Origin of the sequence: Streptomyces sp. CA-288835, assembly GCF_050936385.1 — a bacterium.
Classification (GTDB): domain Bacteria; phylum Actinomycetota; class Actinomycetes; order Streptomycetales; family Streptomycetaceae; genus Streptomyces.
In genome coordinates this window covers 6,537,592-6,556,951 of record NZ_JBNJMW010000001.1, presented here as the reverse complement: position 1 = coordinate 6,556,951, position 19,360 = coordinate 6,537,592, and the positions used below count along the sequence as shown (strand labels likewise).

Genomic DNA, 19,360 nt, shown 5'->3' with positions numbered 1-19,360 from the left:
GGGGAACGGGGGATGGGGCGCGGCGCTTGAGGGGGGTGCCGCGCCCCTGTTTCGCCTCCGCGAGAGTGGCCGCCCGTACGGCCGTTTCAGCCCCGTCCCGCTTCCGTGACGCTGAGCTTGTGGGCGGAGTGGAGCGCGGCGAGGAGGGCGGCCAGGTAGAGGGACACGGCGAGGACGGCCAGTTGCCACCAGGGGACGCTCAGGACGAAGCCGTTGATCTGCAGGGCGAGGACCACGCTCGGGACCAGGGCGATCACCAGGCCGAGGACCGTGCTTGCCCCGATGAGTGCGCCGTGCTGGCCGAGCAGGACGTGGCGGGCCCAGCGCGGGGGGATGCCGACGGCGATCAGGCGGGCCACGTAGCGGCGCAGGATGCGGGTCTGGCTGCGGGTGGCGGCCAGGATAGCGAAGAGCGCGAAGGTCACCAGGCCCGCGGTGGTGGCCAGGAGTGCCGCGGGAGGTACTGGATCGTCCGGTTTCACATGGATGAGGACGGCGCCGGCGTCCATGCCGGCGTTGATGACGGCCTGTTGCACGGCGTGCGCCTGGTCCGCGGAGACGCCGGTAACCATGAGCGGGCCGTCGGTCTGGATCGGGAGCCGGAGCGCGTCGGCGGTGGCGCGCAGCATGATGCCGTCGGAACCGGTCCGCCATGAGGTCGGGTCGGGAGCGACGGTGGTCGTGGGCAGTTCGGCGGTGCGGCCCAGGACTTTGTCGCCCTCGCGGACGACGAGACGGGAGCGCGAGTTCGTGCCCGCGGGAACGTCGTTGTCGTCCGACCAGACGAGCAGGCCGCCGTCGCGCAGCACGGCGGTCTGGGGGTCGTCGAGCCGGAGGCCGAGCAGTCTCTCGATCTGCTCGGGTGTGTCTGCCGCGAGCAGACTGCCGTCGTCGCCTGCCAGGCTTGCCATCCGTGGGCTGTCGATGTTCCCGTCCATCAGGTACCGCACTTCCGTGCGGGGCAGGCCGTCGATCGCGCCGGACGCGTCGACTGTGCGCAGCAGGGCCTGGTTCGGCGGGAAGGTGTCGCTCTCTTGGCCGGCCAGCAGGACCTGGCCGGGGAGAACGTCGGCGTACGACTGTTTCTCGGCCGTACGGATCAGGGTGTCCAGCAGGGTGAGATAGCCCAGGGAGGCACCGAACAGCACCGTGAGTACGGCCAGTGCGGCGCAGGCGCGGCGCCGGTCGGCGGCCAGCTGGCGGCGCACCAGTCGGCGGCGGGGCCCGCCCTCCGGGAGCAGCTTCAGTACGCCGCCGAACACCTCCGGGACGACCAGCAGCACCGCGGCGATCACGATGCCGGTCAGGAGACTTCAGCGTCCGTCACACCGACGTCCCGCACACGGGCTTCGAGGTCGGCGACGAAGATGTCATCGCCCGGCAAGAGATTGACCCCGCTACCGCTGCCGACCTGCGCGTCGAAGCGGCCGAGGTCGCGGTCCGCAACCTGTTCGCCAGACAGCGACAGCGTCCGCAGGGTGATGAACATGGCCATCACCAGCAGCGCGGCGACGAAGACGATCGCCACCGAGCGGGCCAGCGCCCGCGAGCGCGCCAGCCGCCGGGCGAGTCGGAGGGCCAGGCGGAGCTGACCGGCGTACGTCATACGGCCAGGCCCCGGTGCCGCTGGTGCTGTCCTCGTCTTCTCCTTCTCCGTGGCGTTCACGAGCGGGATTCCAGGCGGCCGTCGATGACCTCGTAGACGGTGTCGGCGAACTCACGGCAGCGCGGGTCGTGCGAGCAGACCACGGCCAGTACGCCGTCGTCGCACAGCTTGCGGATCAGCTCGAACAACTCCTGTGTCGGGGCCGAGTCCAGCGCACCGGTCGGCTCGTCCGCGAGGAGAACGGCGCGCTGTCCGGTGAGCGCCCGTGCTACGCCCACCCGTTGCCGCTGGCCGCCGGAGAGCTGCCACGGCAGCCGCTCCGCCAGGTCCGCGAGGCCCACGCGGGACAGTTGCTCCAGCGCCTGTTCACGGGCTTCGGCGACGGGGACGCCGCGTGCCTCCAGGGGCAGCGCGACGTTTTCTACGGCGGTGAACTCCTCGATCAGGTTGTGCTCCTGGAACACGACCCCGACGGTGCGCAGCCGCAGCTCTGCGCGCTGCGCCTCGTCGGCCGTGCCCACATCGACTCCGCCGACCCGGATCTCGCCGGAGTCGGCGAGATCCAGCCCGGCGAGCAGGTTCAGCAGCGTCGACTTGCCGGAGCCGCTGGCGCCATACACGCACACGAACTCCCCCGCCCTGGCAGTGAAGTCCACATCTCGCGCGGCCCATACGATCTCGGCCGCGGACCGATACGCCTTGCACACCCCGCTCGTCCGGACGAGCGGGGCAAGTGGTGCGCCAGCGGCTGTGCTCAACTCAGCATCCGTTCGTCGTACGCCAGGAAGAGATCTCGTCGCCGTTCTAGGGGCGACGTTGTCGCACATGGTGTGGGAACTGCAGCCGCTCAGCGTCGCGTTGGCCACCCCCTGCGTGGTGAACCGGCTCACGCCCAGGATCATTGTTGCCCCAAGTGTGAAGCTTCGCACGGTAATTGAAGGCTGGAAGACCGACGCCCCGGGGGCCACGGCCTGGACCGTGCCAGGCACTCCGGCCTCCGACCGGGAACGCCTCCGTCGGCGCTGTAAGCGGGCGGCCTCGGGGTGCCAAGGCTGTTGCGGGAACTTGTGACACTTGGACGTGCAAGTGTCACAAGTTCCCGCAACAGCCCCCACCCCTCAGGCGGCTAGAGCTTCCTCAGGGCTGACCACAGCCCATACGTCACGATCACCAACCCCAATTGCCCAACACAATGGGTTCCTGGCGCAGTAGAGAAACTCGACCTCGGTAAGCGGACCTGAGGGATGCGGCCGCGCTCATCGACGGTAGTTCTCCTTGTCCAGCAACGGGTCGAAGTCGCCGACGTCGGCCCGCGCCGCCAGCCGGGCCAGGGCGAGCGCACGCTTCTTGCGCTTGACGCCTTCCTTGAGCGCGGCGTTGACGGTGTCCCCCTTGGTACGGTCCGATCATGCCGCGCCTAGTGGAAGTCCCTGGGTACGTACGTTTCTTGACCGCTTCGGCTGTGTCTGCGTTCGGTTCTCAGGTCACGGGGCTGGCGTTGCAAGTCCTTACCGCCGTGGCGCTGAGCGCATCCGCCACCGAGGTCGGCATCGTCAACGCCGCCCGCTGGGTTCCGTATCTGCTCTTCGGACTCATAGCCGGGGTCGTGGTGGACCGCTGGCGGCGCAGGCCGATGATGGTCGCCACGGACCTCGGAAGGGCGGTCCTGCTCGGTGCGATACCGGTGTTGTATGCGCTGGATCGGCTCAGCATCCCCGCGCTGTGCATGTTCGTCTTCGTGTTCGGGGTGCTGTCGTTGCTGTTCGAGGCGGCGAACCAGTCGTATGTGCCACAGCTGGTACCAAAAGAGCTGCTGAACGCGGGGTACGCCCGAGTGGAACAGGCCGGCGCGGTGGCCGGCTCGACCGGCCCGCTGATCGCCGGGGCGCTGATCAAAATCATGGGAGCGCCGCTTGCCGTGCTGGTGGACGCCCTCACTTATCTGACATCCGGCCTGCTGCTCGCCTCGGTGAAGGCGCCCGACCCCGTCCCCGATCGAGGTGCACGGCGCAGCCTGGGCAGCGAGCTGCGCGAGGGCGTGGCATGGGTCTACCGACATCGCACGCTGGCGTCCATCGCCCTGACCTCGCACGCGATGCTCTTCTTCAACAGCATGGTGAGCACGGTCTTCGTGGTCTTCGCCCTGCAGAGCCTCAAGATCGGGGAATTCGGTCTGGGGGTCACGTATGCCTGCGCGAGTGTCGGCGCGGTACTCGGCGGTGCGCTCTCCGGTCGCTTGGCCAGAAGACTGGACGTCGGCGCCACTCTGGTCGTCTTCCGCCTGCTCGCCGCCATCGGCTGGCTGCCTTTGGTCCTGGCCGAGCGCGGATCGTGGGCGCTCGCCTCCGTGTCGCTCGCCTTCTTCCTCGTGTCCCTGGCCATCGGCATCGAAAGCCCGGTGGAGATGAGCTACCGCCAGGCGGTGACACCCGATGGGCTGCGCGGGCGGATGAACGCGACGATCCGCTCGATGAACTGGGGAATGATAGCGGTGGGTGCCCCGCTTGGCGGAGTACTCGCCGACCAGGTCAGCTATCGCTTCGCCCTGTGGATCGGACTGTCCGGAGCAGTCATCCAGGCACTCGTGCTGACGGTTTCTCCCACCCGGAGGGCCCGTACTGCCGACGAACTCGATCCCTCGACAGCTGATCTGACACGGCACGGCGCAGAAGCCGCTGCCGGGGATAGCAAGGACTGATCGGCTCGCGGTGGCATTTTGGTCCTGAGCGACAAGTGGTGTCAGCTTCCACGCACAAAACCACTCCTGGGTATCCATCGATGACCTGAGTAAATCCGATGTGGTCGCAGTCAGTCGCCCTCATGGCCCCACCTCAGCGACGGCGAGGCCGACGGCCTCCTCACCTGAGCACGCCGGTACGACCGCTCCTCGCGCTCCAAGCTCGAACCAGGTGGCCTTGCCCCGGCCCGGACCGTGTGTACACACGCCCCAGGCGTCGGCGCCGTACGAGATGAGGTGCATGCCGCGGCCGTCCTCGTCAGTGGCGGAGACGCGGGTACGGCAGGTGGGCAGGCCCGGGGCTTCGTCGTGGATGAGGATGCGGAGGCGGGTGGGGTCGGTCCAGCCGGCGTGGAGGGTGACGGGGGTGGTGCAGCCCTTCGCGGCGCAGGCGTTGATGGAGTTGGTGACGGCCTCGGAAGTCAACAGGACTGCGGTGTCGGTGAGTTCGGGGCGGCCGGAGGTGACGAGGAGGGTGCGCACGGTTTCGCGGGCGGCGCGGACCCAGGCTGGGTGGGGCGGGAAGACGAGGGAGACATCGGTGGGGTGCGGGTGAGTGTTGGGGCTTGGAGGGTTTTCCATGGGGCTCCTTCGGGTTGGGCGTCTACGCGGTGACCAGGTCCAGGCCTCGTCAACTGGCTTGAGGGCGGGGGTGCTTCCTCGTGACGCGGGGTGATTGGGTCGATGCCGAAGGTAGGACCACTCATGGGAAAGTTACAACCGTGTACGGCGCGCTTCCCTCTCAAGAGTGACGCCCCTTCAGTGCGATGGACGTCGGCGCCATCCTCGCGACACACTGCGCAAGGCCACAGGGAGGACCGCATGCCACCGAGGACCAGCCCCAGCGAGCGTCAGCGACGCCTGGGGGCTGAGCTGCGCAAACTACGCATCCAGGCAGGGATGTCGGGTGACGCCGCTGCCGAACTCATCCATGCCGAGCGCACCAGGATCAGCCACATCGAGAGCGGCCGCGTCGATGTCCCGCGCAACGGGCTGTACAAGTTGCTACGTGCCTACGGTTGTCCGGAGGGCGCCTACTTCGACGGCCTGATGGCGATGGCTCAGGAACGCGGGAAGGGTTGGTGGAGCGAGTTCAGCGACACCATCGGGCCAGCGGCCCGCGATCTGGCCGAACTCGAATCACGGTCAACCGTGCTACGAACGCACGAACCGATGCTCATCCCCGGCATGCTCCAGACTCAGGACTACGCCCGCGCCGTGCTCGAAGCCACCGAGGGGGACCCACAACGGGCGGACCGCTACGCCCAGTTCCGCCTGGCGCGGCAGCGTGTACTGACCGGCGATTCCCCCGTGACGTATCGCGCCGTCATCCACGAGGCCGCGCTCCACACCCGCGTGGGCGGCCCGGCAATCATGCGCAGGCAACTCCTGCGGCTGATCGAGGTCTCCCGGCTGCCCAACATGACCGTGCAGGTCTACCCGTTCGAAGCTGGAAACTACGCCGCGCACACCCAGTCGTTCGTCATCTACGGCTGCACGACCCCCGAACTGGACACGGTCTACCTGGAACATCCGACGAAGTCGCTCTTCCTGCGGGATGGAGACCAACTCGACGAGTACGCGAAGATGTTCGAGAGGCTCTCGCAACTGGCGCTAGCTCCGGTCGACCCGGAATCGGCGCCGGAATCGCACGAGTCACGGGACTCTCTGAGCCTCATCCAGCACGTGATGTACACCCTGTGAAAGGACCGAGCATGCCCCAACTTGCCTGGCAGAAGTCGTCGTTCAGCTCAGGCGGCGAGGGCAATTGCGTAGAGCTGGCGGCCGCCGCAACCCCGTACCGCATTCACCTCCGCGAGAGCGATCAACCGGACGGGATAGCCACGACCACACCTCGCGCCCTCGCGGGCCTGCTGCATGCGCTGAAGTCGGGGAACCTCAGCCACTGAGCCCCACCTGCGTTGGCGGAGATGGGTCAGCGATCACGGCTGTCCCAAGTGGCCGCCAGGCGGCCCCGACCCTCGATTTCCGAGATCGCGGCTACGGGCTCTCGGCGTCCCGGTGCAGGTCCCGGATCTCGGGGAGTTGCCGGAAGCCGGCTGACTTGTAGGTGGCGACGGCGCCGGCATTGTGGCTCGGGGTGCAGACGATCGCGCTCGATGAGCCCAGGTCCTGGAGGGCGGCCGTCGCGGCGACGGTGATTGCCTCGCCGTAGCCGTGACCGCGATGTTCCCGGTGTACGCCCATCGGCTCGAGCAACCCGGGCCTGCCCGGACCGGCCGACCAGACCGTCACCGCCGCCACCGCGTTGCCCTGGTCGTCGTACGCGACCAGACAGCGGGCGTCGGCGTACGGCAATCCGGCCGCCATCGCGTGCCAGCGTTCGTCCGTGAACGTCGACCCGTCGAACGATGCCCGCTGTACGGCGGCCCGCACGTGCGCCTGCTCCGGCCCGATCACCTCGATCCGCACGCCCGGGTCCTTCACCGGATCCGTGAGGTCGCGGCGCAGCGGAGTCCACGGCTCGGCGGCGCTCCAGCCGTTCTCGGACAGCAGATCCTGGACCAGTGCGCCCATCGGCGCCTCGATGTTCACCTTCCCCTCGGGCAGTACGCCGCGCTCCGGCTCGGTCACGTCCTCGACCAGCTGCCGCGCCAGCTCCTCGTCCCGCTGAGCGTCCGGCGCGATCGTCAGCCGCAACAACTCGGGACCGTCCAGCAGCCCGACGGCGAGAATCCGTCCGCCCCGGCTCCACGTCCGGACCGCCGCTGCCGTCGCCTCCGCACCGAACCGCCAGAACCAGCCCAGATCTCCCGGATGCAGTTGCATCGGCGCCCCGTCGTACTGCCACTCCCGCAGCACGCCCACTGCCTCGCTCAGCCCGTCAACTCCCGGCTCACCCAACGCAATCGCCATAGGCCCGATCACACATCACCGCACCGACCGTCCGCACCCGGTTTCCGGGCGGTCGGCTTGGCGAGGGTGCTTGACCACCCGGCGGTGTCGTCGAGGCGGTGCCGGGTCAGGGGGTGAGCTGCTGGTGGCCTATGACGGAGAGCAGTTCGAGCTTTCCCTGGCTGTCCGTGCCGGGGCGGGCGGGCAGTACCACCAGGGTCTGGGCGCGGTTCTCGGTGAACAGGACCTGGGCGTCGATGTCGATACGGCCGAGATCCGGGTGGAGGATGGTCTTGCACTCCGCGTAGCGCCGGGCGACCTCCCCGAGTTCCCACACACGGGCGAACTCGGGGCTGATTTCGTGGAGTTCGGCGACCATACGGGCGGCCCGGTCGACGTCGCTGCCGGCCGTCAGCACGGCCCGCAGGCGGGCTGCCATCATGCGGCTGTGGCGCGGGCGGTCCTCTTCGGCGTAATACAGGCGCTCGGCCGGGTCCGTGAACCAGCGGTAGTAGCCGCTGCGGGCCAGGCCCGTATGGCGGGTCTGGTCGCCGAGCAGGGCGGTGGCGATCGGGTTCATCGCGAGGGTTTCGGCCATGTCGGTCAGCACCAGGGCCGGGGTGTCGTCGTTCAGGCGTTCCAGGACCCGTAGGAGGGTCGGGCTGACGTGCTCGGAGGGCTGCAGGCGGGCCGGGGCGTTGTGGCCGATGAGGGCGAAGAGGTGGTCGCGTTCGTCCGGTGTCAGGCACAGGGCCCTGGCGAGGGCGGTGGCGATCTGGACGGACGGCTGTGGAGCGCGCCGCTGTTCCAGGCGGGCGTAGTAGTCGGTGGACATGCCGGCGAGCTGGGCGACCTCCTCGCGGCGCAGCCCCTGGGTGCGCCGACGCGGGCCCTCGACCAGTCCGACGTCGGCGGGACGCAGCATCTCGCGCCGCCGACGCAGGAACTCCGCCAGTTCTTTCTTGTCCATGTCCTCCATGGTCGCCGTTTTGCGTCGGCCCATCCAGGGATCGCCAATCCATGGATAAACCTTCCTCTCCCGCCTCCCCGCAGGCGCTCCTACGGTCGGGGCTGCGGGCGTGGCGTTCACCGGCCCGCAGCCAGCGAATGAATGAGAGAAGACCCCCATGAAGATGACCGGCAACACGATCCTGATCACCGGCGGCACCTCGGGCATCGGGCTCGGCCTGGCGCTGCGTCTGCACGAGGCCGGCAACAAGGTGATCGTCGCCGGCCGCCGCAAAGAACTCCTGGACCAGATCACGACCGAGCACCCCGGCATCGCGGCGCTCGTCCTCGACGTCGCCGACCCCGCGTCGATCGCCCACGCCGCCGAGAGGGTGGCGTCCGCTCACCCGGACCTGAACGTCCTGGTCAACAACGCCGGCATCATGCTGCGCGAGAACCTCCTCGACCCCGCCTCTCTCCCGGTCGCCGAGGACCACGTCGCCGTCAATCTGCTCGGCACGATCCGGATGACGTACGCCTTCCTGCCCCTGCTCACGGGCAAGGACGACGCGGTCGTCATGAACGTCACCTCCTCGATGGGCTTCGTACCGCTGGCGGTCACCCCGACCTACGGCGCGACCAAGGCCGCGCTGCACTCCTTCTCCGAGAGCCTGCGCGTGCAGCTCGCCGACAGCGGCGTCCAGGTGATCGAGGTGGTCCCGCCGGGCGTGCGCACCACCCTCATGGGCCAGCAGGACGACGAGAACGCCATGCCGCTGGAGGACTACCTCACCGAGGCCGTGGACCTTCTGCGGGAAAACCCCGACGCCAGGGAAATCGTCGTCGAGCGGGCCAGGTTCTTTCGAGACGCGGCGGCGAACGGTACGTACGACGACGTCCTGGCCATGCTCAGCGATTTCCGCTGAGCGGCACCAGGCACCAGGCACCAGGCACCAGGCACCAGGCCCACGGAACGCGATGTTGTAGCGCCGCAGTTCCTCGTATACGTACGGGGGTGCTCAGCTGCTACGAGTCAGCTCGGCCGCGCTTCGGGGCCCTCCGCGTGCAGCGCCCCCTCCCCCACAATCCGCACCCCCGTCTGCTCCCCCGGCCGCACCCGCAGCGGGCCCGCGACCCGGATGCCGACCGGGGTGTCGTGGCCGTCGACGGACACGGTGACCATGGCGTCGTGGCCGTAGTAGCAGACGTCGGTCACCGTGCCCCGTGCCGCGTCTTCCGCGGTGGGGGCGGTGAGGCGGAGTTGTTCCGGGCGGAGCAGGACCGTGCCGGTGCGCAGGCCCGCGGGCGGGGCGCCCAGGGACACGGTGCCCAGCGGTGTGCGGGCCGTGCCGTCGGTCTCGAGCGTGCCGGGGAGCAGGACGGCGTCGCCCACGAAGTCGGCGACCCAGGGGTCGGCGGGGTGGCGGTAGAGGTCCTGCGGAGTGGCGCACTGGGCGACGCGGCCGTCCCGTACGACGGCGACGAGGTCGGCGGTGGACAGAGCCTCCTGCTGGTCGTGGGTGACGAGCACGGCCGTGGCTCCCGTCGCGCGCAGCGCCGTCCGCACGTCGGCCCGTACTCCCGCCCGTAGCGCGCTGTCGAGGGCGTTGAACGGCTCGTCCAGCAGCACCAGTTGAGGACGCGGGGCGAGCGCCCGGGCGAGGGCGACGCGTTGCTGCTGGCCGCCCGACAGTTCGTGCGGCATGCGGTCGCCGTAGCCTGCCAGGCCGACCAGTTCCAGCATCTCGTCCGTGCGGCGGCGTCGCTCGGCCCGGTCCACACCCTTCAGGCCGAAGGTCACGTTGTGGGCCACGCTCAGGTGCGGGAACAGCGCGCCCTCCTGCGGGACGATGCCGACGCGGCGCCGCTCAGGTGGCACATGGACGCCCGCACCCGGGCCGGTCAGGACCCGGTCGCCCACCCGTACCGTGCCCGCGTCGGCGCGCAGGAAGCCGGCGACGATGCGCAGCAGGGTCGTCTTGCCGCAGCCAGAAGGGCCGAGGACGGCGGCCAGGGCGCCGGTCGGCACGGTCAGGTCCAGTCCGCGCAGGACGGGGCCGCCGTCACCGTACGACTTGGTCAGTCCTTCGACATGGAGCTCGTTCATGTCCGTAATGCCCGTCATGTTCGGTGCCTGCCAAGGAGGTACGAAGGGACGGCCGCCAGCAGGATCAGCGCGGCCGCGTAGGGTGCGGCCGCCGCGAAGGACCCGGCGCCCGTCTCGGTCCACAGGCGGGTGGCCAGGGTGTCCATGCCGGTGGGGCGCAGGAGCAGGGTGGCGGGCAGCTCCTTCATGCAGACCACGAACGTGAGTGCCGCCCCCGCCGCCACCCCCGGCGCGGCCAGCGGCACGGTCACCTCGCGCAGGACCTGCCACGGCCGCCGCCCCAGCGACCGGGCCACGTCCTCCAGCACGGGCGGCGCCTGGAGCACGGCGGCCCGCGTTGCGGCCACCGCGACCGGCAGGAAGAGGACCGCGTACGCGCAGACCAGGAGCGGGAGTTGCTGGTACAGGGGGTACGCGTAGCGGACCGCGAAGAAGACCAGGGAGAGGGCGACCGTGATACCGGGCAGCGCATGGCCCGCGTACGCCGCCTGCTCCAGCAGGCGCGCGCCGCGCCCCCGGTGCCGGGCGGCGATCACCCCGACGGGCAGGGCGAGGGCCGTGGTGAGGGCGGCCCCGGCCGCGGCGACGGTGAACGTGGCCCACGCGGTGTCCGCGATCGCACCCAGGTCCCAGGTGGCCGAACTGCCGGCGGTCAGCCAGTACGCGAGGGTGCCGAGCGGGAAGACGACGGCCACGGCCACCACCGCCCCGCACCACAGCAACGCGAGCGGTCCCCACCGGCCCAGTGCCATCGGTACGGCCGGGCGGGCGGTGCCGGTGCCGGTCCTTGCGTGCCCGGCGCGTCCGCGCGTACGGGCCTCGGCGGCGACCAGTGCCACCGTCATCACCACCAGCACGACGCTGAGCGCGGCGGCCGGGGTGCGGTCGAAGGACGCACGGTACGAGGTGTGGATGGCACGGGTGAAGGTGTCGTACCGCATCAGTGAGACCGCGCCGAAGTCGGAGAGCACATACAGCGCGACGAGCAGCCCGCCGCCCGCCGCGGCCGGTCGCAGTTGCGGCAGGGTGACCCGCAGGAAGGTCGCCGCCGGGCCGTGGCCGAGGGAGCGCGAGGCCTCCTCCTGCGCGGGGTCGATGCCGCGCAGCGCGGCGGCGACCGGCAGGTGGACGTACGGGAAGCTGACCAGGGTCAGGGCAAGTGCGGCGCCCGCGAAACCGGCGAGTCCGGGAGCCGCGGACAGCCAGGCGAAGGCGGCGACGTAACTGGGCACCGCCAGCGGCAGCGTGGCCAGCACCGACCAGGCGCGGGCGCCCGGCAGGGCGGTGCGCACCGTCAGCCAGGCCAGCGAGACGCCCAGCACCAGGCTGGCCGCGACGACCACGGCGGTGAGGCCGAGGCTGCGGCCGAGCAGGTGCAGGGTGCGTTCGTCCGCGACGACGTCCCAGGCGTAAGCGGGGCCGCGTTCAAGGGCGCGGACGGCGAGATAGCCGAGCGGGAGCAGGGCGAAGAGGGCCGCCACGCAGGCGGGGACGAGCAGGACGAGGGGTGTTCTGCGCCCGGCCGTGCTACGGAACGGCCGGGCACCGAGCGCCTTTTGGACCGTACGAAAACGGGGTGGCTCCCCGCCCGTCCGGGACCGGCGGGTTGGCTCCCCGCCTGTCCGGGACCGACGTGCACCGGGCACCCCACTGCTCGTGTCGGGGCGCCCGGACTGCGATGTGGTCACAGCCGTCAGACCAGCCCGACGTCCTGGAGCATGGCCAGGGTCTCCTGGAGGGACTCCAGCTTGCCGAGGTCGATGTCGGGCGACTCGAGGGAGTCGAACGGCGGCAGGCCCTCGACGGTGCTGGTGACGCCCGCGGCCAGCGGGTACTCCATGGTCTTGTCGGCGAAGTAGGTCTGCGCCTCCTCCGACAGCAGGAAGTCGACGGCCTTCTGGGCGGTCTCGCTCTGCCCGCTGCCCTTGAGGACGCCCGCCCCGGCGACGTTGATCAGCGCGCCGGGGTCCTTGCCGGGCAGGAAGTGCAGCTTGGAGTTGACCTTGTCCTCGCCCTTCTCGGCGACCCGCTCGTACCAGTAGTAGTGGTTGACCAGGCCGAGGGAGACCTCGCCGGCCTCGACCCCGTCGAGCGTCGCGAGGTTGTGGGCGTACGTCTTGGCGCCGTTCGCCTTCAGGCCCTCCAGCCACTCACGGGTCGCGTCGTCGCCCTCCAGTACGCGCATGCCGGTGACGAAGGCCTGGAAGGAGGCGTTGGTGGGCGCGAAGCCGACCTTGCCCTTCCACTCGGGCTTCACCACGTCGTGGACGCTGTCCGGGACGTCGCCCTCGGCGACCTTGTCCGGGTTGTACGCGATCACGCGGACGCGCCCGGAGACGCCCACCCAGTCGCTGTCGGCGCTCCGGTAGGCCTTGTCGACCTTGTCCAGCTGAGCCTGCGGGAGCTTCTCCAGCATCCCCTCCTTGGCAAGGGCGCCGAGCGCCCCGGCGTCCTGGGAGAAGAACAGTCCGGCCTTGGTGCGGTCGCCCTCCTCCAGGATCTGCGCGGCCAGCTCGGCGCTGTCGCCGTAGCGCACCTCGACCTCGGTGCCGACGGCCTTCTCCAGCTTGTCGAGGATCGGCTTGACCAGCTTCTCGTTACGGCCGGAGTAGATGACGAGGGCGGAGTCGCCGCCGTCCGCCGAGCTGCTCTTGTCGTCGTCGGAGCCGCAGGCGGCGAGGGCGGGGAGCAGCAGGCCGGCCGCGACGAGCGCGGTGATTCGGCCAGCCAGAGGGCGTCGCATGAGGGTGCCTTCCTGCGTGGCTCGCTGCGACGCCGCAGGTCGCGTCGTCGGGCGGCGAGCGGCGTACTGACGCTTTTTAGCCAACTGTGAACATGCTATGAATAAGGTAAACCTTGCCTAACCGTCAAGGGATCTGTGTTATCTGCGGACTTTGCTGCGGAAAGGCGCGCACCGTGATCGACCCCTTCGGGCCCCTCCAGGCGCCGCCCAGCATTTCGACCCCGTCGGCCGCCCCGCCCACCTCGGTCCCCTTTCCGGAACCGCCCGTACGTCCGCAGAGCGCGCCGCAAGTACGCCCGCACGGCGTGCCGTTCGCGCGGAAGCTCGCGGCGTACGGCGACCGCGTCGCGCTGATCACCCCGGACGGGGAGCTCTCCTACCGCCGGCTGGCAGAACGCGTGGCCGCCACCGCCGAGCGCCTCGGCCCCGTACGCCGACTGGTGCTGCTGGCCGGCGCCAACCGGGCCGACGCCCTCGTCGTCCACCTCGCCGCCCTCTCCGCGGGCCACCCCGTACTGCTCGTCCCCGGCGACAACGACCGCGCGATACGCACCCTGACCGCCGCGTACAACCCGGACGTGGTGGCCCGGCCGGACGACCACGGCACCTGGACCCTCGACGAGCGGCACCACGGCAGCAGCCACACCCTCCATCCGGATCTCGCCCTGCTGTTGAGCACCTCCGGTTCGACCGGCTCACCCAAACTGGTGCGGCTCTCCCACGAGAACGTCCAGGCCAATGCCGAGTCCATCGCCACGTACCTCGGTATCTCCGACACCGACCGCGCGGCCACGACCCTCCCCATGCACTACTGCTACGGCCTGTCGGTGGTCCACAGCCACCTGCTGCGCGGTGCCGGGCTGATCCTCACGGACCGTTCGGTGTCGGAGCCGGACTTCTGGGCGGAGTTCCGTACCGCCCGCGGCACGTCCCTCGCCGGGGTGCCGTACACCTTCGACCTGCTCGACCGGGTCGGCTTCGAGCGGATGCGGCTGCCGCAGCTGCGCCGCGTCACCCAGGCCGGCGGTCGGCTCGCACCCGAACGCGTCGCACGGTACGCGGAGTTGGGGCGCCGGTCCGGCTGGGAACTGTTCGTGATGTACGGGCAGACCGAGGCGACGGCCCGTATGGCCTACCTGCCGCCGCATCTCGCCGCCGAGCGCCCGGAATCCGTCGGGGTGCCGATCCCCGGCGGCTCCTTCCGGCTGCACCCGGTCGACGACCAGGGTGATCCCGGGATCGGCGATCTGGACGATCCTGAAATCGGCGAACTGGTCTACTCCGGTCCCAATGTGATGCTCGGTTACGCCGAGAGCCCGGCCGACCTCGCCCTCGGCCGGACCGTACGGGAACTGCACACGGGAGACCTCGCCCGGCGCGCACCCGACGGACTGTACGAAATCGTGGGCCGCCGCGGCCGGTTCGTGAAGATCCTCGGTCTGCGGATCGACCCCCAGCGCGTCGAGGCGCTGCTGGAGCGGCACGGGGTCACCGCGTACTGCACGGCGGACGGCGACGCGCTGGCTGTGGCCGCGGCGGGGGACGAGGCCGCCGACGGTGACCGGCTGCGGCGCCTGGTGGCCGACGTGTGCGGAATCCCGGCCCGCGCGATACGGGTCCGGGTCCTCGCCGAACTCCCTCGGCTCGCCACGGACAAGCCCGACTACGAGGCCGTACGACGGCTGACGCGCCCGGCACCGGAGGAGGTGGAAGAGGCAGGGCTCGCCGGGGACTTGTGCCGGCTCTACGCCGAGATCCTCGACCGGGCCGACGCCACCGAGGACAGCAGCTTTGTGGGCCTGGGCGGCGATTCGCTCTCCTACGTCGAGATGTCCCTGCGGCTGGAGGAAGCGCTCGGCGGGCTTCCCACCGACTGGTATACGAGGCCGATTCGCGAACTGCGCGCCCTGGCAACTCCCGTGACGGAACTGGCAGGTACGGAAGCCGGCGAAGCCCCGGCAGCCGGAGCCGCCGGACGGCCGGTCTGGTGGAACGGGCGGCTCCCTATCCGCACCCGCGGCCCGAAGTCCCCGCGGCCCTCGCGGCCCTCGCGGTCCTGGCGAACCCGTCGCACGCTGGAAACCGGCGTAGCCCTGCGCGCAGTCGGCATCGTTCTGATCGTCGCCTCGCACATCCCCTTCTTCTCCCTCCAGGGCGGCGCGCACGTGCTGATCGGCGTCGCGGGCTACAACTTCGCCCGTTTCCATCTCACCGGCGCCGAACGCCGCGCGCGCGTACGGCACTTGTGGCGCGGCATCGCCCGCGTCGCTGTACCGAGCGTGGCGTGGATCGCCGGCGCGGTGGCGCTGACCGGCCACTACGACCCGGCCAACGCCCTGCTCCTGAACAGCCTCCTCGACCAGGGGACCGAACGTCACGAATGGCACTACTGGTTCGTGGAGGCGCTGGTCTACATCCTGGTCGTCCTCGCCGTACTGATAGCAGTTCCCCTGCTGGACCGGCTGGAGCGGCGGTACGCGTTCGGGGTGCCACTGGCGCTCCTGGCGGTCGGGCTGATCGGCCGGTACGACCTGCCGGACCTGGCACCCGCCCGCTTCCACCTCGGACCGACCGTGGTCTTCTGGCTGTTCGCGCTGGGGTGGGCCGCCGCACGGGCGACCACCGTGCGACAGCGGTCGCTGCTGACGGCGGTACTCCTGCTCGCACTCCCGGGCCTCTTCAACGACCAGCCACTGCGCACCATGCTCGTGGTGGCCGGGCTGACGCTGCTGATCTGGGTGCCGACGCTGCCCAGCCTGGGCCCGCTCAACCGGATCACGGGCATCCTGGCGAGCAGCTCGCTCTACATCTACCTGACGCACTTTCAGGTCTATCCCCACATCCCGGACGACTTCCCGCTCCTGGCCCTCTTCGCCTGCCTGGCCGTCGGCATCGGGTACGCGGCCGTGGCGACGCGGGTGGTCAGGCGGCTGTGACGCCTTGCACCGCCGTGCCGCTTGTACCGCCGTGCCGCCGGTCTCGAATCAGCGGAACGCCGAGGGCGGTGGCGCCGGTGATGCCACCGCAGCCGCGTCCGTGACGGCTACGGCGCCGCCGGTGAAGTCGGTCAGCGTTCTGCCGTGTTCGACCCTCGCGGGGTGCGGGTCCGAAGCGGCGCGGCGGGTCAGTTCGGCGATCGGGAGCGGGTGGTCGGAAGCTACGAGGACCGCGTTGCCGAAGCGTTTGCCGCGCAGTACGGCCGGGTCGGCGACCAGGGCGAGCTCCGGGAAGACGCCCGCTGCCGTGGCGATCTGCCCGCGCAGGTGGGCCAGCGGGGGGCCGTCGGCGAGGTTGGCCGCGTATACGCCGCCCGGCTTGACGACCCTGCGGACGTCGTCGAGGAACTCGGTGGAGGTCAGATGCGCCGGCGTGCGCGCCCCGCTGAACACGTCCGCGATGACCAGGTCCGCCCAGCCGTCCGGCACCTTGGCGAGCCCTTCGCGGGCGTCGGCGGAACGTACGCGGATCCGGGCGTTCGGGTCCAACGGCAGCTCTCGGCGGACCAGTTGGACGAGGGCGGCGTCGCGCTCGACGGCCTGCTGGGTGGAGCGGGGGCGAGTGGCGGCGACGTAGCGGGCGAGGGTGAGGGCGCCGCCGCCGAGGTGCACGGCATGCACGGGTTTGCCCGGCGGGCCGACGAGGTCGATGACATGGCCGAGGCGGCGCTGGTACTCGAAGTTCAGATACGCCGGGTCGTCGAGGTCCACGTACGACTGCGGGGCACCGTCGATGAACAGCGACCAGGCCCGAGGCCTGTCCCGGTCGGGCATCAGCTCGGCGAGCCCGCCGTCGACTTCGGCGACGACGGGTTGCGCCGTCCGCCGGTCGCCTGACCGCTTGGTTCTCGGCTTCGCCCTTGCCCTTGCCATCGGGCCATTATCGCGGCGTACGGGCGGGGTGGCTCAGCCCACTATCGGGGGCGGGAGAGGGAGGCTCAGCGACAGCGCCCCAAAGGGGCGCGGGGCTGTGTCAATGTGCGGCTCCGCCGCGATGGGGGTCCCCCCGCGCGAGCTCGATTCGAGCGTGGGGGAGCGACCAGCCACGGCCGACCCGCAGACAATCACCGGCCGTCGCCTGCAACACCTAACGGCAGTTATCGGCCGCCTCGATCAACCGAGCCGCCTCGTCCAGCGCCGCCCGCAGCACAACCGGGTCCGTGGCGAGCTCGGAGTCCTCCGGGGGCAGGAGCCAGTCGGAGCCCTCGACGGGCGGCTCGCCGGACCCGGCGCCCGAGTCCTCGGAGGCGGCGGCCTCCGCGACGAGGCTGACACCCCGACCATCCGTCTGCGTGCACGTGCTCCCCGGCACATCCCACGCGTCCGCCGTGCCCGGCGGCACCAGGAAGCCGAGGGTGTCGCAGCTGTCGTCGTGCAGTACGGGGCCCACGGCCTCCGAGGAACCCCGGCGCAGGATGTCGACGGCCTCCAAGCCCTGCCGCGTCGGGACGGTGACGAGGTCACAGGGGTCGCCGGGGTCCGCCGGCCCCTCACCCCCGGGCGGGGGCGCGGCCTCCGTCGAGAGCGGCGCACGGCGATCGATGCTCTGTCTGGTCTCCATCGCGACCTCCATATGGAACCCCTCCTCGATCGAACTCACCGCATGGTTCAACGCCCCCGGACGTCAACGGCTACGGCGCAACTCAGCCGCAAAGGATGGCAGTTCATGGCAGATCATGGATGAGATATCCGGTTTGTAGCCAAACCTCGCGTGGTCGGCTCATCACAGCGGGTACGTTCTTGCCCGCCAGAAACATGAGCGAGACCTGATCCATCCGAGCGAAACGTGATCAACTCGCCCGGTTTCCGGCATGGTTCGACGGTTCGCGAGAGAGGGCCCGGCCATGGCGTCGTCCACGACGACCTCGTCGTCCCAGTCACCTCCACCACCGCGGCCGAACCTCGCCTTCCGGGAGCTGCGCGGGCAGCGCTCGCCGGGCGAGTTCGCCGCGGCGGTGCGACGGGCCGCGCGGGAGATCGGGGAGCGGGTGAGCTGCGACGCGCGCTACGTGGGGCGCGTCGAGGCGGGGGAGATCCGCTGCCCGAACTACGCGTACGAGCGGGTGTTCCTGCATATGTTCCCCGGCCGGTCGCTGACCGACCTGGGCTTCGCGCCCCGCTCATCGGTACGCGGACGCGGGGCGCGTGAATTGGACGAGGCGCTCCCCTCGCGCACCACGAGCCCGACGTACGCCCCGCATGAGACGGATGGGGCGCACGAGCCGTATGAAACGCAGGACGCGCAACACGCCTGCGGAACGCACAACACGTACGGCATGCAAGACACGTACGGAACGGAAGACCCGTACGAGTACCACGATCAGAACCACGAGGAGAGCGACGTGCAGCGTCGCGCATTCATGACCGGCGGCACCGTCACCGTGGCGGCCGCCTCCCTGGGCCCGCTGGGCCTCGCGTTCGGCGGCCCGGCCGTCGCGGCGGACCGTCCCGTGCGCCGGGTCGGTGAGGCCGAGGCGGGCGCGCTCGAAGAGGCCGTACGGCAGATCCGGCTGCTCGACGACCGGCACGGCGCGGACGGTCTTTACCGGAGAGCGGCGGCTCCGCTGCGGGCCGCGTACTCACTGCTTGACGCGGGCGCGACCCGGCGGGCGACCGCCGAGCGGCTGCACTCGGGGGCGGGTGAACTGGCCATCTCCGTGGGCTGGCTGGCACACGACTCGGGGCGCTTCGGCGACGCGCGCTCGCACTACGCGGAGGCCCTCGCGACCGCGCGGGTCGCCGGGGACCCGGCCCTGGAGGCGCACGCGTTCTGCAATACGTCCTTCCTGGCGCGTGACGCGGGACGCCCGCGTGAGGCGGTGCGGGCGGCGCAGGCCGCGCAGCGCGTCGCGCGTCCGCTGGGTTCGGCCCGGCTCCTGTCGCTGCTCGCCATGCGCGAGGCGGGCGGCTGGGCCGGGCTCGCCGACCGCACCGGCTGCGAGCAGGCGCTCGCCCGCGCGCACGCGCTGTTCGACCGCGGGCCCTGCGAGGCCGACCCGGAGTGGATGAGCTTCTACGGAGCGGCCGAACTGGCGGGCCTGGAGGCCCAGTGCTGGTCGACGCTCGGCGACTGGCCGCGCGCGGCCCACCACGCCCGGCGCGCGGCCCGCCTCCAGGACCCCCACTTCACGCGCAACATCGCGCTCTACACCGCCGAACTCGCCGACGACCTGGCCCGCGCCGGCCACCCCGACGAGGCCGCCACGGCCGGACTGCGCGTACTGGACCTTCTGAACGAGGTCCAGTCCTCACGCGTCCAGACGATGCTCGCGGGCACGGCCCGGGTACTGCTGCCGCATCGCCGCGCGACAGGAGTGTCGGACTTTTTGGAACGGCACGCGGCGCTGGCGCGGACGGCATAGCGCTG

The 19,360-nt window shown here is 70.7% G+C and carries 17 protein-coding genes; 6 read left to right on the top strand and 11 right to left on the bottom strand.

Features of this window, described 5'->3' with window-relative positions; genetic code table 11:
* Positions 1-86 precede the first annotated feature (86 nt).
* Genes ACQEVY_RS29985 through ACQEVY_RS29975 form a run of 3 tightly spaced genes read right to left on the bottom strand, consistent with a single transcriptional unit; the run spans position 87 to position 2,262 of the window.
* Positions 87-1,295, bottom strand: a complete 1,209-nt coding sequence (locus ACQEVY_RS29985; protein WP_432952485.1) for a hypothetical protein — start codon at positions 1,293-1,295, stop codon at positions 87-89.
* Positions 1,296-1,303: 8 nt separating this feature from the next.
* Positions 1,304-1,666 carry a hypothetical protein gene (locus tag ACQEVY_RS29980; protein WP_432952484.1) on the bottom strand — a complete coding sequence of 121 codons (363 nt, stop codon included), beginning with the start codon at positions 1,664-1,666 and terminating at the stop codon, positions 1,304-1,306.
* Positions 1,663-2,262 (bottom strand): ABC transporter ATP-binding protein, encoded by a 600-nt coding sequence (locus tag ACQEVY_RS29975; RefSeq protein ID WP_432955467.1) that lies wholly within the window; start codon positions 2,260-2,262, stop codon positions 1,663-1,665. The genes ACQEVY_RS29980 and ACQEVY_RS29975 overlap by 4 nt, the downstream gene beginning before the upstream one ends.
* A 752-nt stretch (positions 2,263-3,014) precedes the next feature.
* Between ACQEVY_RS29975 and ACQEVY_RS29970 the strand changes: the two genes are divergently transcribed.
* Positions 3,015-4,304, top strand: a complete 1,290-nt coding sequence (locus ACQEVY_RS29970) for an MFS transporter (RefSeq protein ID WP_432952483.1) — start codon at positions 3,015-3,017, stop codon at positions 4,302-4,304.
* A gap of 120 nt (positions 4,305-4,424) precedes the next feature.
* On the opposite strand, the gene ACQEVY_RS29965 is transcribed toward ACQEVY_RS29970, so the two are convergent.
* A complete protein-coding gene (locus tag ACQEVY_RS29965) occupies positions 4,425-4,925 on the bottom strand; it encodes an ATP-binding protein (protein ID WP_432952482.1) in 501 nt (166 codons plus the stop codon).
* Positions 4,926-5,165: 240 nt separating this feature from the next.
* On the opposite strand from ACQEVY_RS29965, the gene ACQEVY_RS29960 reads away from it, so the two are divergent.
* Both ACQEVY_RS29960 and ACQEVY_RS29955 read left to right on the top strand, forming a co-directional pair.
* A complete protein-coding gene (locus ACQEVY_RS29960) occupies positions 5,166-6,047 on the top strand; it encodes a helix-turn-helix domain-containing protein (protein ID WP_432952481.1) in 882 nt (293 codons plus the stop codon).
* A gap of 11 nt (positions 6,048-6,058) precedes the next feature.
* Positions 6,059-6,253 (top strand): DUF397 domain-containing protein, encoded by a 195-nt coding sequence (locus ACQEVY_RS29955; RefSeq protein WP_432952480.1) that lies wholly within the window; start codon positions 6,059-6,061, stop codon positions 6,251-6,253.
* 91 nt (positions 6,254-6,344) lie between these two features.
* Here ACQEVY_RS29955 and ACQEVY_RS29950 read toward each other — a convergent pair whose 3' ends face one another.
* Together ACQEVY_RS29950 and ACQEVY_RS29945 are read right to left on the bottom strand one after the other, a co-directional pair.
* Positions 6,345-7,220 (bottom strand): GNAT family N-acetyltransferase, encoded by an 876-nt coding sequence (locus tag ACQEVY_RS29950; RefSeq protein WP_432952479.1) that lies wholly within the window; start codon positions 7,218-7,220, stop codon positions 6,345-6,347.
* Between the two features lie 106 nt (positions 7,221-7,326).
* Entirely contained in the window at positions 7,327-8,169 is an 843-nt protein-coding gene (locus ACQEVY_RS29945) for a helix-turn-helix transcriptional regulator (RefSeq protein ID WP_432952478.1), read from the bottom strand.
* A gap of 157 nt (positions 8,170-8,326) precedes the next feature.
* Here ACQEVY_RS29945 and ACQEVY_RS29940 point away from each other — a divergent pair, with 157 nt between their 5' ends.
* A complete protein-coding gene (locus ACQEVY_RS29940; RefSeq protein ID WP_432952477.1) occupies positions 8,327-9,073 on the top strand; it encodes an SDR family oxidoreductase in 747 nt (248 codons plus the stop codon).
* 107 nt (positions 9,074-9,180) lie between these two features.
* On the opposite strand, the gene ACQEVY_RS29935 is transcribed toward ACQEVY_RS29940, so the two are convergent.
* The 3 genes from ACQEVY_RS29935 to ACQEVY_RS29925 form a co-directional block, all read right to left on the bottom strand.
* On the bottom strand, positions 9,181-10,254 hold the full coding sequence (locus ACQEVY_RS29935) for an ABC transporter ATP-binding protein (protein WP_432952476.1): 1,074 nt from the start codon (positions 10,252-10,254) through the stop codon (positions 9,181-9,183).
* A gap of 14 nt (positions 10,255-10,268) precedes the next feature.
* Complete coding sequence (locus ACQEVY_RS29930; RefSeq protein ID WP_432952475.1) at positions 10,269-11,735, bottom strand: ABC transporter permease; 1,467 nt, start codon at positions 11,733-11,735, stop codon at positions 10,269-10,271.
* Between the two features lie 212 nt (positions 11,736-11,947).
* Positions 11,948-12,997 carry an iron ABC transporter substrate-binding protein gene (locus ACQEVY_RS29925; protein WP_432952474.1) on the bottom strand — a complete coding sequence of 350 codons (1,050 nt, stop codon included), beginning with the start codon at positions 12,995-12,997 and terminating at the stop codon, positions 11,948-11,950.
* Between the two features lie 173 nt (positions 12,998-13,170).
* Here ACQEVY_RS29925 and ACQEVY_RS29920 point away from each other — a divergent pair, with 173 nt between their 5' ends.
* Complete coding sequence (locus ACQEVY_RS29920) at positions 13,171-15,933, top strand: AMP-binding protein (protein WP_432952473.1); 2,763 nt, start codon at positions 13,171-13,173, stop codon at positions 15,931-15,933.
* A gap of 48 nt (positions 15,934-15,981) precedes the next feature.
* On the opposite strand, the gene ACQEVY_RS29915 is transcribed toward ACQEVY_RS29920, so the two are convergent.
* Together ACQEVY_RS29915 and ACQEVY_RS29910 are read right to left on the bottom strand one after the other, a co-directional pair.
* The gene (locus ACQEVY_RS29915; protein WP_432952472.1) at positions 15,982-16,866 is read right to left on the bottom strand and encodes a spermidine synthase; all 885 of its coding nucleotides are present in this window, start codon (positions 16,864-16,866) and stop codon (positions 15,982-15,984) included.
* 214 nt (positions 16,867-17,080) lie between these two features.
* On the bottom strand, positions 17,081-17,554 hold the full coding sequence (locus ACQEVY_RS29910; protein ID WP_432952471.1) for a hypothetical protein: 474 nt from the start codon (positions 17,552-17,554) through the stop codon (positions 17,081-17,083).
* 283 nt (positions 17,555-17,837) lie between these two features.
* Between ACQEVY_RS29910 and ACQEVY_RS29905 the strand changes: the two genes are divergently transcribed.
* Complete coding sequence (locus ACQEVY_RS29905; protein ID WP_432952470.1) at positions 17,838-19,355, top strand: hypothetical protein; 1,518 nt, start codon at positions 17,838-17,840, stop codon at positions 19,353-19,355.
* Positions 19,356-19,360: the final 5 nt, after the last annotated feature.

Bases quoted from the DNA above. Each gene is read 5' to 3' on its own strand.
- ACQEVY_RS29970 (WP_432952483.1), top strand. From the start codon at position 3,015: ATGCCGCGCCTAGTGGAAGTCCCTGGGTACGTACGTTTCTTGACCGCT.
- ACQEVY_RS29965 (WP_432952482.1), bottom strand. From the start codon at position 4,925: ATGGAAAACCCTCCAAGCCCCAACACTCACCCGCACCCCACCGATGTC.
- ACQEVY_RS29960 (WP_432952481.1), top strand. From the start codon at position 5,166: ATGCCACCGAGGACCAGCCCCAGCGAGCGTCAGCGACGCCTGGGGGCT.
- ACQEVY_RS29955 (WP_432952480.1), top strand. From the start codon at position 6,059: ATGCCCCAACTTGCCTGGCAGAAGTCGTCGTTCAGCTCAGGCGGCGAG.
- ACQEVY_RS29950 (WP_432952479.1), bottom strand. From the start codon at position 7,220: ATGGCGATTGCGTTGGGTGAGCCGGGAGTTGACGGGCTGAGCGAGGCA.
- ACQEVY_RS29945 (WP_432952478.1), bottom strand. From the start codon at position 8,169: ATGGACAAGAAAGAACTGGCGGAGTTCCTGCGTCGGCGGCGCGAGATG.
- ACQEVY_RS29940 (WP_432952477.1), top strand. From the start codon at position 8,327: ATGAAGATGACCGGCAACACGATCCTGATCACCGGCGGCACCTCGGGC.
- ACQEVY_RS29935 (WP_432952476.1), bottom strand. From the start codon at position 10,254: ATGAACGAGCTCCATGTCGAAGGACTGACCAAGTCGTACGGTGACGGC.
- ACQEVY_RS29925 (WP_432952474.1), bottom strand. From the start codon at position 12,997: ATGCGACGCCCTCTGGCTGGCCGAATCACCGCGCTCGTCGCGGCCGGC.
- ACQEVY_RS29915 (WP_432952472.1), bottom strand. From the start codon at position 16,866: ATGGCAAGGGCAAGGGCGAAGCCGAGAACCAAGCGGTCAGGCGACCGG.
- ACQEVY_RS29910 (WP_432952471.1), bottom strand. From the start codon at position 17,554: ATGGAGACCAGACAGAGCATCGATCGCCGTGCGCCGCTCTCGACGGAG.
- ACQEVY_RS29905 (WP_432952470.1), top strand. From the start codon at position 17,838: ATGGCGTCGTCCACGACGACCTCGTCGTCCCAGTCACCTCCACCACCG.